Below are 14138 nucleotides of genomic sequence, written 5' to 3' on the forward strand. Positions count from 1 at the left end.
ACCGAACTGCACATAGCGTTACTGCCATGAACATCACCGCTGATCAGACCACTATCGAGTCCGTCATCCTGGAGGTGCCCGACCCCACGGCCGCCGCGGCCTTCTACGCCGCCGCGTTCGGCCTCGGCGACAAGGTGCGCGTGCGCGCCTCCGATGCGCCGACGACCGGTTTTCGCGGCTTCATACTGTCGCTCGTGGTGTCTCAGCCGAGCACCGTCGACAGCCTCATCGGCACCGCTGTCGACGCGGGCGCGACGACGCTGAAGCCGGCCAAGAAGAGCTTCTGGGGCTATGGCGGCGTCGTCCAGGCTCCGGACGGGGCGATCTGGAAGATCGCGACGTCGGCGAAGAAGGACACTGGTCCGGCCACCCGGGAGGTCGACGATATCGTGGTGCTCCTCGGCGTCGACAACGTGAAGGCCACCAAGCAGTTCTACGTCGACCGCGGCCTGACCGTGGCCAAGAGCTTCGGCAGCAAGTACGTCGAGTTCGACGCCGCACCGTCCTCGATCAAGCTGGCGCTCTATGGGCGCCGCGCCGCCGCCAAGGACGCCGGCGTCCCACCGGAGGGCACCGGCTCGCACCGGATCGTCATCGGCGGCGGAATCGGGACCTTTGCCGACCCGGACGGGTTCGGGTGGGAGGTCGCCCCGGTCTGAGCCAGGCGGTCAGAAACTATGTCGGCCTATTCGGACCGAGCACACGTCCGACCGCGCGCGATTTTCTCGGTCGCCCGTGGGCCTCAAAGCTGCAGATCGGCCGGAGAGACTCGTGGAGCCTGCCTTCTCGATCCCGGCCGATAGGTCGCTTGTGCTATCGGGCGACGAATCTCCGTGTAGGACTCCAGGGCCGCAGCAATGGAATTCGCCCTACGCAGGGCCTTCGCCAAGACGATCGCATCCTCGATGGCGGAGGTCGCTCCCCGCCCTGCCGACGGCGAAACGGCGTGTGCGGCATCGCCTATCAGGACGGTGTCCGCGTTGTGCCAGCGCCCTTCGGGCTCGAGTTCATACAGCGCGATCGGTGCACTCACCTCGGAACGCTCCAGCACCTCTACCACCTGCGTTGCCCGCAGCGCCGCGAGAAACACGTCCGGGTCGGTCGACGCAGCCCCGGAATCGGCGTTTCGCCTGCTGAACCAGAACGACCCATCGCGGTCATCCCCCACGTACCCCGCTACACCCTCCGAGTGCGACCAAAAGTGCAGCACGCCAGTCGGTAGCCCACTCACCGGAACTGGGCAATGCCCGTATCGGATCATTTGTCCCGTGTACGTCGGCTCCTGGGGATTGCCGAGCAAACGCCGGGTAGCTGAACGAGCGCCATCGGCGCCGACCAGCAGATCGCCTGTGCGCTCGCTGGGGTCGCCCCCAGTCCCGTAATCGCAGGGTATGTCTTCTTGCTCCAGGCGTTCTCGCAGCAAGGCCAACAGATCCTTGCGCCACACATGGATACTCGACCAGCGATGACCCGGCTCGGTCCGGGCAAAGGATTTCGCTCGCCCAGTGCGCGTGTCGACAGTGCTGACACTGACGACCGGGAATCCGGCCGCCCTGACCTTTTCACCCAGACCGATCTGATCGAGCGCGGTCGACGCCGCAGGTCCTAGCGTGACCCAGCCGCCTACCTCGGCCGTGAGCGCCGACTTCTCGTAGACATGCACGCGGCCACCGACTTTCGCCATGGCCAGCGCCGCGCATGCCCCTCCGATACCGCAACCGATGACCTCCGCGCGAAACACCACGTCAGACCTTCGCCGTAGGGCGACGCAGTTGACCACGCACCCGAAACATATCCTCCCCGGACTCACCGCCGCAGCCACGAGCGATTTACGGTCTGCATCGAACGTATCAGCTTTGCCAGTGCCAGCTGGTCATGGAGGACTGTCTGAGATCTTCTGGGCGGGACGGTGATCGGAGGGGCTGAGGCGGCTTGGCCCGCCCCGAGCACGAACTCGCCGCTGACGTCGCGAGGGCCTCCACATTGCGGCATTCCGTCAACCTCGGCGACCTCGACACGCTCCTGCCCGGCCTGCTCGCCGACCTCCGCGTCGCATGGCACTGCGCTACCGGAGCCGAACGCGAGCGCATCTTCGGACTTCTCACAGAAGCGTTCGCAGCGACCGGACAGGTCGTGTACAAGCTCGGCTATTTCGACCTTTCGTGATCAGTTCGACGCGCGAGTTGCGCTAGCGGGATCCCGACCCTTGGGGTCGGCAATATGCTGGGCGACTGTGACCGAAACCAACCCCCGAGACACCAGCGACCCGACGATCCTGCCGACGACATTCGTACCGGTGGAGCTGGAAGGTGAGCTGTACGTACGGTGGGTGGACCGGGGTTATTTCAAAGCCGACGCCAACAGCGACAAACCGCCGTACGCGATCGTCATTCCGCCGCCGAATGTCACCGGCCGCCTGCACATGGGTCATGCCTATGAGCACACTCAGATCGATGCGCTGACCCGGCGCAAGCGCATGCAGGGGTATGAGACGCTGTGGCAGCCCGGCATGGACCACGCGGGCATCGCCACGCAAAACGTCGTCGAGCGCGAGCTTGCCAAGGAAGGGTTGTCCCGGCACGATCTGGGCCGCGCAGCATTCGAGCAGCGTGTGTGGCAGTGGAAAGCCGAATCCGGGGGCGCTATCTCCGATCAGATGCGCCGCCTCGGTGACGGTGTCGACTGGGACCGCGAGCGGTTCACCATGGACGAGGGCCTGTCCCGTGCTGTCCAGACGGTCTTCAAACGGCTCTACGACGACAAGCTGATCTACCGGGCCGAACGCATCATCAATTGGTGCCCGCGTTGCACGACCGCGATCTCCGATATCGAAGTCGACCATCAGGAACTCGACGGCGAGCTGGTGTCGATCCGCTATGGCGACGGACCGGATTCGATCGTGGTCGCGACTACCCGCGCGGAGACCATGCTGGGTGACACCGCCGTCGCGGTGCACCCCGACGATGACCGCTACCGTCGACTCGTCGGTCGCGAGATCGTTCTGCCACTGACCGGCCGCCGCATCCGGGTCGTCGCCGACACCCACGTCGACCCTGAGTTCGGCACCGGGGCGGTGAAGGTCACCCCAGCCCATGACCCGAACGACTTCGAGATCGGTCAACGCCACAACCTGCCCTCGCTGACGGTGATGGATGAGCGGGCGATCATCACCGCACCCGGCCCGTTCCAAGGGCTCGATCGGCTCGAGGCGCGCAGCGCGGTCGTCGCCGCGTTGCGCGCGGAGGGACGTATCGCCGCCGAGAAGCGCCCATATCGGCATGCGGTCGGGCACTGCTCGCGCTGCGGCACAGTCATCGAGCCGCGCTTGTCGATGCAGTGGTGGGTCGAGGTCGCGCCGCTGGCCAAGGCCTCGGGTGACGCCGTCCGCGACGGCCGGGTCTCCATTCATCCGCCAGAGTTGGCCAGCCGCTATTTCGACTGGGTCGACAATCTGCGGGACTGGAACATCTCCCGCCAGCTGTGGTGGGGACACCGCATTCCGATCTGGTACGGCCCCGGTGGCGAGACGATCTGTGTCGGGCCCGACGAGACCGCGCCCGAAGGCTGGGTGCAGGACCCCGACGTGCTCGACACCTGGTTCTCCGCGGCGCTGTGGCCGTTCTCCTCCATCGGCTGGCCCGACCAGACCGACAGCCTCGCCAGGTTCTACCCCAATTCGGTGCTGTTCACCGGCTACGATCTGCTGTTCTTCTGGATCGTCCGGATGATGATGTTCGGGCTCTACGCCACCGGCCGACCACCATTCGCGACGATCGCCCTGCACGGCATGGTTCGTGACAAGCACGGCAAGAAGATGTCGAAATCCTTTGGCAACGTGGTGGATCCGATCACTTGGATGGACGCCTACGGCACCGACGCGCTTCGCTTCGCGCTTGCCCGTGCCGCCAACCCGGGCACCGACGCCCCGATCGCCGAGGAATCCGTCGAAGGCGCCCGCAACTTCACCACCAAGATCTGGAACGCAACCCGCTTCGCCCTGCTCAACGGCGCCACCACCAGCGGACCACTCCCCACACCGGAGACGCTCTCGGCGGTGGACCGGTGGATTTTCTCGCGGCTGAACACCGTGATCGCCGAAGCCGATACCCTTTTCGACGACTACCAGTTCGCCAAGCTCACTGAGCTGCTGTATCACTTCGCGTGGGACGAAGTTTTCGACTGGTACCTCGAACTGTCGAAGGCCACCTACGCTGCCGGCGGGTCAGCGGCCGACGCCGCACGGCGAGTCCTCGGACATGTCCTCGACAGCCTGCTGCGGCTGCTGCATCCGATCGTCCCGTTCGTCACCGAGCAGCTGTGGACCACCCTGACCGGGCAGGAATCCGTTGTCATCGCCTCCTGGCCCACCGATTCCGGCTACCGCGACCACAACGCCGAAACCGAAATCGCCGAGCTACGAGAGCTCGTCACCGAGGTCCGGCGATTCCGCTCCGAACAAGGCGTCCGCACGAGCCAACCGGTACCCGCTGACCTCGAACTCACGGCCGCGCTGCGCTCACACGAACCCGCGATCCGGCAACTGCTGCGCCTCGAACCCGCCGCCGAGGGTTTCACGCCTACCGCGACGCTGCCGATCGGACAAGCCCGGGTCAGCCTCGATCTGTCCCAGGCCATCGACGTCGACGCCGAACGACGCCGCTTGCAGAAAGCCCTGGCCGCTGCGCAAAAGGAATTGGACAGCACCGCTGAGAAGCTGAGCAACAACGGATTCCTGGCCAAAGCACCCACCGACGTCGTCGAATCAATCCGCTCTCGAAGGCAGACAGCGCAAGAAGACACCGACCGAATCCAACGCCAACTCGATCTCCTCTCCGAGTAGCGCACGCCCTGAATCTCTTTGCGGCAGCATGAGTTGCCGCAACCAGCATCACGCGCACGGCTCGTCACCATTTCTGCCCTGGCCGCTCCTCGGCGATTTGTCCCGCATACCTTCCGTATCGCCGTTCACCGAAATCGGAAGGGCTATAGCGAGCCGAACGTCTGTCACGGCCGCCCGGACGCCGGAGTGTGAGCGAAGCTTTGCATCCGGCCGGCGACCTGTAACTGAACACGTCGCAACAAATCGGTGCTGAGGATCAGACGAGCGCGGTCGCGACGGCCAGGTGCAGCCGCACATCATCGGGTTCGTCGTCTTCGACGGCCCAGACAATTTCCTCCATGGCACGCATGAACGCCCAGCCACCGGCGCGATCTGCGTCGACGTCCAGTGCGGTCGCGGTGCGCTCGATGACCCTGCGGGCATGTTCCGGCTCGGGCGCGCTCTGCACCTGGATCATCGCCAGAAATCCCGCGTCGAAGGCCGCCTCACCCAGATACGCCTTCGGATCGATGAGCAGCCACGGCTCCCGTTCGGCCGCCACGATATTGCCCAGATGCGTGTCCCGATTGACGATCAGCAGTGGCCCGTCGGGCACCGCCAGCTCTTCGCACCATTCCGCCGCCCGCTCCATAAGCTGCCTGGGAATCACCTGCGCCACGGTGGGTTCCGGATCGACGAAGATCCGGATCCATTCCGCCACCATATCGGCCGCCGCGGGCAGCGCGGGATACCCCTCCGGAACGCCGACGGGCTCGCGGCGACACCGCCGGTACAACCGGCAGGCGAGCTCGACCTTCCCGACATTCTCCGGCCGCCCCTCGAGACTCGGAAACCCCGGCTGATACACCAGTTCCGTCCCCGGCCGCGCCCATTCGAGCAACATCGCCCCGGACCCGCCATCGAATTCATACAACCGGATCGCTCCCTCGCCCCGATAGCAGAACAGCCCGGTCGGCTCCCCCACATTCTCCTCGTCGACGACCGGAACCTTCAGCACCGCCACCGACCCATCGCTGCGTCGAACCGGAGCAACATACGAATGCGTGCCGCCCCCGAATCCGTCTCCGATCACTTCCAATCCCCATGCCGCGCATCGTGCATCCACGACAGCGGGCAACTCGGCGAGCCAGCGGACCCCTCCTTCTCCGAAAATCTGCTCGATATTGTCGGCGACGTCCTGCGGCAGTGAGATCGGCACCTGACCAGCCTGCCCGCCACCCGACCGAGCGGGCAAACCGCGCAGCGTGATCCGGTCTCTGCGACCGGAGCCGGGTGAACATTCGTAAACAACACAACCGCCCTCGCCGTTCCGTCGCCAGCGGTTGAGCCGCTTCGACGCGCAGACGCGGCAGATGCCCATCTCTGCGGCGACGTGAGCAATCGGCCTGGATTGGCAGCGCTCCACTGATCGGAGGCGTCCTTCGTAGGAGATCGGAGCATTGCGGTGTGTCATCGGAGCTGGTCTTCGACCGCCGTTGCCAGCCGCGCGGCGTCCTCGTCGTCGTGGTCGCCGACGGTCAGCGCGAGTTCCTTGCTGCCGCGGTAGGCGGCCCTTCCTGGGGTCGGGGCGTCCACGATGCCGATGATCGGGCGGACCGCAACATCTGGGCGTTGGCCGAGCAGCGTCCCGAGAACTGCGGCAGCGATTTTCATGCTTTTCCCCACTTCGCCAGCGAAACTGGAACGGACGAGCCGTGTGGGTCCCCAGGTCACGTATGCGAGGTCCGGGTTGTCGGTAACGGCGAGGATGCCGAGCAGTTCGTTGGCTCGGCGCTGTTGCGCGTTGGATCTCGCGAAGGTGAACCCCTCGCTCATCTCGAGGTCGTCGAAGTCGATGGCATCGGCTCGCGTGCCGGGAACTGCCGTGTTCACGATGACCGGCCGCTCGGCGGCACAGAGAGGCGCGGCGAGTCCGGTGACGAACAAATACTTGGAGACGAAGAACAGCACCCAGGACGCCTCACGTCCCTCGGCCGTGATGTGTCGATGTTGCCGGATGAACGAGGCCGCCAGAACCAGCGCGTCGATCCATGCGTGTTTCGCCTGCAAGTGCTCGACCACGCGACGGCTGTCAGCGACCAACGACAGGTCAGCCGCGAGGAACTCCGCCCGCGCCGCCGCCGACCGGTCGTCGCTCGTCACGGTCGCCAGCAACGCGTCGAACTTGGCGCGGCTTCGCCCGATCACCACGATGCGGTCACCCGCCCTCAGAAAGTGGCGCGCCAGCGCTGCTCCCATGCCGTCGGTACCTCCCGTGATCACGATCGTCCGCACAGCCCTGTCTCCTTATTCCGGAACGCATGTTCCGGAACAGATTAACATCAATCGGAACAAATGTTCCGGATCGCTATACTGAGTGGGTGGCAGCGGACCGGAAGACGCGGCGAGACGCCGTCGCCAACAGGGAACGGATCTTGGCGGCCGCAACCGATGCCTTCCGAGACAGCGGCATGGCCGTGGACATGCGCGCCATCGCCGCCGCGGCCGGCGTCGGCGTCGGCACCCTCTACCGGCACTTCCCCACCCGCGAGCACCTTGTGCAGGCCGTGACAGGAACCGACCTCGCCGAACTCGCCGGAGCATCCCTTCCCGGACGAGTGTCCGCGATTGCCGGTCTTCGCGAGTTCTTCACCACGACGATCGCTGAACTCACCAGCAACAAGGCAATGGTCGATCTACTCACCGCCGGATCACCGCTGGATGCGGATCTCCAACGATGCCTCTCGCACCTCACCGAGATCGGCCAGCAGGCTGTCGACCGCTCCCGCACCGATCACACTCTCGCCACCGATGTGACCGCTCGCGACATCGCCTATCAGCTCCTCGGACTCATCCGCATCGCGCAGCTGATCCCCGACTCCGAACCACGCACGATCCGACATCAAGTAGAACTCGCACTACGCTGCCTGGCCGCGAAATAACAGCCCGACGACTGCGCTGACCTACACGGAGTATTGCTGCCGACGCTGACCGCGAGCGGGTCTACAGAGTTCGATGTCGAACGCGACAACGACGACGTGGTAGACACGCCCTGCGAGTCGTTCGCAACGCGCGATCTTCCGCGTAATCGGCTTCTCGCGCGCGGATTTCCGTACTATGCGCAATGTTCGAACCGGGTGTGTGCGAGGGGGCTGCGGACGATGTCGCGCATTTTCATCAGTCATTCGAGCCGGGACAATGCGGCTGCGTTGGCACTGAGGCAGTGGTTGATCGAACAAGATCACGAACTGGCCGACGAAATCTTCCTCGACATCCACCCTCGTTCGGGCCTACCAGCCGGTCAGCGCTGGAAAGGCTCCTTGGTTGCCTTCACCGCGCGGTGCGAAGCCGTGGTGTGCCTGGTCTCACGGCACTGGCTGACCTCACGCGAGTGCCCCACGGAGTACCGAACCGCGGAGAACCTCGGGAAGAGGATCTTCGTGGCCCAACTCGAACCGGTACACGACGACGTCACCAGGGAGTGGCAACGTAGCGAACTGCACGGGCCGGGCGCGGTGACCAGCGTTCACGTCGAGGCGAATGCCGAACCGGTCACCTTCCGGACGGCGGGTCTGCATCACCTGCGGGACGGGTTACGGGAGGCCGGGATCACCGCGGCGCGTTTCCCGTGGCCCCCACCGCATGATCCCGATCGCGCACCCTACCGAGGATGGGATCCGTTCGAGGCTGTCGACGCCGCAGTATACTTCGGGCGCGAACAGCAGATACTGCGCGGTTTGGACCGCCTGCGGCAGCTGCGTGCATACTCCCGCAGCTTGTTCGTCGTCCTGGGGCCCTCGGGAGCGGGCAAATCGTCGTTCCTGCGCGCCGGATTGATCCCGCGGCTGGCCCGTGCCGATCGTGAGTTCGTACTGCTCGACATCCTACGACCGGAACGCCGGGCCATCACGGGAGATCACGGCCTCGCCGCCGCCCTGCACGTCGCGCGCAAGCGTCTCGGCCTCACCACGCCAACGCTCGGGCAGATCAAATCAGCGCTCACCGCGGGAGATTCGGATTCGCTGCGGCGGTGGTTGTCCGAGATCCACTCGACAGCGAGGACACATCTCCCCAACGATGCCGATCCAACGGTCGTGCTACCGATCGATCAGGCCGAGGAGTTGTTCACCGCTGACGCAGGCCCCGAGGGCCAGGCGATGCTGGCATTACTCTCACCGATTCTGGCCGCCGGAGCCGAGGACCGGGTGCCGCTTGTCGTGATCGCCGCCATTCGAACCGATCGATACGAACAGATGCAGTCGGCAGTGCAGCTGGCTGAGGTGGGCACCGAACTGTTCGACGAGCTCAAACCGCTGGGCCGCGACCGATTTCGCGAGATCATCACCGCCCCCGCCAGGCGCGCCCGCGCGGCCGGACGCCCACTCGACATCCATCCCGAGGTGATCGAACAACTGCTCACCGATTGCCGAGGCGGCGCCGATACGCTGCCATTGCTCGCGTTGACGCTCTCGATCCTGTACCGCGACTACGGAAGCAGCATCGGCAAGATCACCCTCGATGACTATCGCGAGATCGGTGGCATCGAGAAAGTGGTCACCGCCGAGATAGACCACATCCTCGACCGCGACCCCGACAAGCGCGAAAACCAGCTCGACCTGCTGCGATCGGCATTCGTGCCGTGGCTGGCGACCTTCTCCGCCGACACCGACGAACCGCTGCGCCGCATCGCACGCTACGACGACCTACCCGCATCGGCACGGCCACTGATCGATCGGTTCGTCGACCGTCGCCTGTTGGTCAAAGACCGCCGTGGCGCGGATACCACCGTGGAAGTGGCGTTGGAAAGCCTGTTGCGGCAATGGGGCGAACTCACGGGATGGCTACGCGAGCAAGCCGATACCTTACGCGCGGCCGACGCCCTCGAACAGTCCGCCGCGGACTGGAGACGACACGAACACGCCGAGGCATGGTTGCTGACGGGCACGCGACTGGCCGACGCCGAGAACCTCGCCGAACTCCCCGGCTACCGAGAACGGCTGCGCTCCTCGTCCGATCTACTCACCGCTTCTCGCAGACACGAGAACACCCGCGCCGCGACCGAGCTCGCCGTCGCCCGCAACCACGCCGACGCCTTGCGTCGGCGCGCCCGAGCCCTGAGTGCCCTGACGGTCGTCGCCCTGATCGCCGCGGTCTTGGCTGCGGCGGGTTTCGTCCGAGAAGCACGCGCCAGTGAGCGCGCTGACACCCGCGCCCGCGAAGCGATCGCCGCACGCCTCATCGAGGGGGCAAGCCAGATGCGCGCGGGAGCCCGAACCGAGGGCGACATCCGTGCCCTGCACCAGATCCTCGCCGCGCACGCCCTGTCACCGGGCACCACTCAACGCGACCTGCTCAACGCCCAATACGAGCTGCGTGATCTCACGCGGACACAGCAACTACCCGCCACGCCGTCCACCGTCGATGCCAGCGACGACGGGTCGACGATCGCAGCCGCCGTGAGCGACTCCGCTGTGTACGTCACTCGTAACGGTCAGCCTGACCGATCCCTCGAAGCTGCCAGAGGAGTGACCGATCTGGCGGTCAGCGCCGACGCATCGACTGTCGTCGTCGGCAACGACCTCACAGGAACTCTCTTCATCGCCCGAGCGGGGCAACCTGTTCGGACCCGGCAGGTCGGGGCGGATCTGTGGGGGCTGCGAGTCAGCGCCGACGGGTCCACGGTGGTCGTGATGCACAACGGGAGTCTGCTGATCGCACGCGACGGGATGCCCGATGTCACCAGCTTCATCATCGGCAATTTCCTCGACATCGCCATCAGCGCGGACGGAACCACAGTGGTCGCGGGCGACGACGACGCGAACCTGCACATCTTCCGAGCCGGCCAACCGAAACTGCTACACCCCGACGGTGGCAGAAGAGTAGCTATCAGCGCGGACGGAACCACCATCGCCGCAGGCAAGGTCTCGGGCGATGTCGTCGTCACACGCGCCGGAGGGCCCACCCGAATACTGCATTCCACAGCTCCCATCAGCGATCTTGTACTGGACGCGAACGGCACAACAGTCGCCGCTACAGACGACAGCGGCAACCTGCTGGTCTCCCGCATCGGCGAACCCGACCGAACCCGGAGCCTTTCGGGAGCAGTACGCCTTGGAATCAGCGCGGACGGAACCACTATCGCCGCCGGGGACGACCGCGGAACCCTCCTCATCCACCGCACCGGTACTCCCGACCAATTCCTGCACCTCCCCGACAAGATAGGGCTGGTCCGGGTCGCTACCGACGCCTCCTCCGTAACCGCGGCAGCCGCCAACGGAGTCCTGTTCAGCGTTCGAACCGCGACGCCACGTCGCACGCTTCTCCCGCCCTATACCCGGACGGATGCCCCCGCCGTCAGCGCCGACGGCTCGACCATCGTTCGCCGCGGTGGCAGAGGAATCGTGATGGTGGCACAGAAAGACGCGCCCGAGCGCGTCCTCCACTTGTCCGATTCGTGGCCTACTGCTCCTGCGATCAGCGCCGACGGATCAACAATTGTCATAGGTGACGGCAACAGCGCTGATCTGCATATCCTTCGGCACAACACATCGGACTACGTCCTACCGCTGCCCGGACCGGTGCCGAGCACCGGATATTGGCGGGTCACGGGAGTTGCCATCAGCGACGACGGATCGACGATCGCCGCCACCGCCGCGGACCCGCCGACACTGTTCGTCTACTACCGAACCGGTGCCGATCACAAGAGTTTTCCACTCCCGAGTGCGGCCACCGCGCTGACGGCGAATTCGGACGGCTCGACCATCGCAGCGGTAGACGACAAGGGGCGGTTACACATCGCACGAAACGGCGAGGTACAACACACCGCGACGTTCAGACCAGAGCTCATGAGCTCGACCCTCAGATGGGAGGACGCGAAACTGACCGTCAATCCTGACGGCCACACCATAGTCGCGGCCGATCGTGGGACCGTAATCGTCGCCCGCACAGGCTTACCAGCGCGGACACTATCTTTCAAACACGTTTCAGCGCTGGCCATCAGCGCAGACGGATCGACTGTGGCCATCGCAGGCGAGGGCGACATCACAGTCATCGGAACCGAAGACGGCCGCGTATCGAAAACGCTATCCATGCCAGGGTCCAATTACACATTGGGCATCAGCGCGGACGGGTCCACCATCGCCGCGAGCGACGACACCGGGAGCCTGGTCATTGCCCACCGCGGCAGCATCGATCGGACCATCCGGCTTCCCCAACCCGTACGCAGCTTGCACGTCAGCGCTGACGGAGCGGCTGTCGCGGCCGCCGGGGCCAGCGGAACAGTCTGGTACTGGCGACGCCCGGACCCCGTACCGGTGGTCATCGCCACCGAAGACAGCCACGTGCGAACGATCGCCCTCGACAAAGACCACAATCAATTCGTCCTCGTCACCGTCGACACCGTCAACCGGGTTCCCGTCCTGTCACCCGACACCCGCGCCCTGTGTGCCAAACTCCCCGCACCGATAACAGACAACGAGTGGCGACAATGGATTTCACAGGACTACCCACGCCAGTCCGAATGCTAGAACTCTGTGGGTGTCGCCTGGCAGGTCACGGGGTGGCGGGCATTATCGGGGGAACGTATTCGAATGTCATTCCGAGCAACCACACGAGAAGAAGTACCACCGGCAGGTGGAATAGGAACTGCAGGAACGTGAAGCCGACGAGGTCGCGCGCCCGCAGTCTGAGCACTGCCAGCAGTGGCAGCATGAAGAATGGGTTGATGAGATTCGGCAGTGCTTCTGCCACGTTGTATATCTGGACCGTCCAGCCGAGGTTCATGTGGACGTCTGTTGCTGCCTGCATGACGTAGGGGGCTTCGACCAGCCATTTTCCGCCGCCGGACGGGACGAAGACGCCGAGCACCACGGTGTAGAGAGCGATGACGACGGCGAAGCTTCCGCCGCCGCCGATGCTCGTGAAGAACTCCGCGAGGTGTTCGGAGACGGTGATACCGCCCCTGCCCTTGGCTTTGGTGAGGATCGCGGCCATGGCGGCGTACAGCGGGAACTGGACGAGAATTCCGGCCGTGGCGGGTACGGCGAGGGAGACGGCCTGCAAGAATTTGCGCGGGGTCCCGTGGAGCACCAAGCCCAGCATGAGGAAGACGAGCAGATAGCCATTCAGGCTGCTGACCACGGTGAGCACCGATTTGCTGAACAGCTGCGAGATCAACCAGCCCGCCGTTATCACCCCGGCCAGGATCGGCAGGAGACGACTGTACTCGAGCCACTCCCCGGGACGGGAGCGTGGAGCCACCTCCGCAGGCTGGTCATCCAGATCGACGTCCAGTTCCTGGGCGGTCTTGATCGCGGTGTCCTTCGGTGCCGAGAAGTGCGCGATCACCACCGTGAGCGCCATGATGACGGCGCACATGAGCATGGACTGCCACGTGAAGATCGTGTGCCCGAAGTCGAGGACACCGGTGATTCTCAGCAGGGCCGGAGGCAACGAGGTGGCAGTGGCCTGTAGCTGCGCGGCCGAGGAGGATATTCCCAGCGCCCACACGGCGCCCAGTCCCATGAACGCCGCGGCGCCGAGCGCGCGATAGTCCACGCGGAGATCGGTCCGACGGGCGATCGCGCGGGCGAGCAGACCGCCGAAAACCAGACTGAGGCCCCAGTTCAGCAACGATATCGACATGGCGAGCAGCGCGACGAAACTCACTGCGCTGCTGGCGGTTTGCGGCAAGGTGGCCAGCCGGTCGATCAGCCGGGCGACAGGTGGGGAGGTGGCGATGACGTATCCAGTGAGGACCACCATTGCCATCTGAAGGGTGAAGGCGGTCAGATCCCAAAACCCGTCGCCGAACGCGTTCGCGACTGTTCGCGGCGACGAGCCGTTGGCCAATGCGGCGACGGCCACGATGAATACCCCCGCCAGCGCGACGACGTAGGCGTCCGGGAACCATTTCTCCGTCCACCTTGCGAGCGACTGCGCAACCCGCGCAAGTCCCCGTTCGGGGCTGGTTGCTTCATCCTTTTCCGGGCTGGTTTCCGCACTGGTGGACGTCATCCCGCACCTCTTCCTTCTCTTTACGCATGAGGTCCGCTCGATGCATGTGACGCACCACACACGGCCCGGTTGGTGAGTATTGATGTCCCACTTGTGTGCGAGCAAGAGAGAAATACGCAGGTACCGTCTGCAAAAATGCAGAAACGGTTCACTATCTCCGACGTCGGAAGCGATCTGGTCGCCGTGGGTACTTGGTCGGTCGAATCCGGCCGGTGACTCGTAATGTCTCGACGGCGGCCCATTTCCACGAACACTCGTCCGCGTCGCACTCCCGATGCACCTGCATGAGCGCGTGGGCATCCGC

8 protein-coding genes and 1 pseudogene are annotated in these 14138 nt (G+C 65.0%); 4 read left to right on the forward strand and 5 right to left on the reverse strand.

The window, feature by feature from the left end:
* Positions 1 to 26: 26 nt before the first annotated feature.
* Positions 27 to 659: a glyoxalase gene (locus tag AB0M45_RS21025; RefSeq protein ID WP_364331510.1), complete on the forward strand. Its 633-nt coding sequence runs from the start codon at positions 27 to 29 to the stop codon at positions 657 to 659.
* Positions 660 to 742: 83 nt separating this feature from the next.
* Here the strand turns inward: AB0M45_RS21025 and AB0M45_RS21030 are convergent, their stop codons facing one another.
* On the reverse strand, positions 743 to 1744 hold the full coding sequence (locus tag AB0M45_RS21030; RefSeq protein ID WP_364331513.1) for an NAD(P)/FAD-dependent oxidoreductase: 1002 nt from the start codon (positions 1742 to 1744) through the stop codon (positions 743 to 745).
* 531 nt (positions 1745 to 2275) lie between these two features.
* On the opposite strand from AB0M45_RS21030, the gene AB0M45_RS21035 reads away from it, so the two are divergent.
* Positions 2276 to 4840: a valine--tRNA ligase gene (locus AB0M45_RS21035; protein ID WP_364331850.1), complete on the forward strand. Its 2565-nt coding sequence runs from the start codon at positions 2276 to 2278 to the stop codon at positions 4838 to 4840.
* A gap of 256 nt (positions 4841 to 5096) precedes the next feature.
* Here AB0M45_RS21035 and AB0M45_RS21040 read toward each other — a convergent pair whose 3' ends face one another.
* From AB0M45_RS21040 to AB0M45_RS21050, 3 genes and pseudogenes are all read right to left on the reverse strand, one after another.
* Entirely contained in the window at positions 5097 to 6038 is a 942-nt protein-coding gene (locus tag AB0M45_RS21040; RefSeq protein WP_364331853.1) for an aminoglycoside phosphotransferase family protein, read from the reverse strand.
* Between the two features lie 90 nt (positions 6039 to 6128).
* Positions 6129 to 6293, reverse strand: a pseudogene (locus AB0M45_RS21045) (leucine zipper domain-containing protein); the annotation flags it as partial.
* The gene (locus AB0M45_RS21050; RefSeq protein WP_364331517.1) at positions 6290 to 7114 is read right to left on the reverse strand and encodes an SDR family NAD(P)-dependent oxidoreductase; all 825 of its coding nucleotides are present in this window, start codon (positions 7112 to 7114) and stop codon (positions 6290 to 6292) included. The pseudogene AB0M45_RS21045 and the gene AB0M45_RS21050, both read right to left, overlap by 4 nt.
* A gap of 86 nt (positions 7115 to 7200) precedes the next feature.
* On the opposite strand from AB0M45_RS21050, the gene AB0M45_RS21055 reads away from it, so the two are divergent.
* Together AB0M45_RS21055 and AB0M45_RS21060 are read left to right on the forward strand one after the other, a co-directional pair.
* Positions 7201 to 7761: a TetR family transcriptional regulator gene (locus tag AB0M45_RS21055; RefSeq protein WP_364331520.1), complete on the forward strand. Its 561-nt coding sequence runs from the start codon at positions 7201 to 7203 to the stop codon at positions 7759 to 7761.
* A 219-nt stretch (positions 7762 to 7980) separates the two neighbouring features.
* Entirely contained in the window at positions 7981 to 12345 is a 4365-nt protein-coding gene (locus tag AB0M45_RS21060; RefSeq protein ID WP_364331523.1) for a TIR domain-containing protein, read from the forward strand.
* A gap of 25 nt (positions 12346 to 12370) precedes the next feature.
* Here AB0M45_RS21060 and AB0M45_RS21065 read toward each other — a convergent pair whose 3' ends face one another.
* Complete coding sequence (locus tag AB0M45_RS21065; RefSeq protein ID WP_364331526.1) at positions 12371 to 13834, reverse strand: TIGR00366 family protein; 1464 nt, start codon at positions 13832 to 13834, stop codon at positions 12371 to 12373.
* Positions 13835 to 14138 lie beyond the last annotated feature (304 nt).

Source organism: Nocardia sp. NPDC051787 (assembly GCF_040681325.1).
Lineage (GTDB): Bacteria > Actinomycetota > Actinomycetes > Mycobacteriales > Mycobacteriaceae > Nocardia.

Bases quoted from the DNA above. Each gene is read 5' to 3' on its own strand.
- AB0M45_RS21060 (WP_364331523.1), top strand. From the start codon at position 7,981: ATGTCGCGCATTTTCATCAGTCATTCGAGCCGGGACAATGCGGCTGCG.
- AB0M45_RS21065 (WP_364331526.1), bottom strand. From the start codon at position 13,834: ATGACGTCCACCAGTGCGGAAACCAGCCCGGAAAAGGATGAAGCAACC.
- AB0M45_RS21025 (WP_364331510.1), top strand. From the start codon at position 27: ATGAACATCACCGCTGATCAGACCACTATCGAGTCCGTCATCCTGGAG.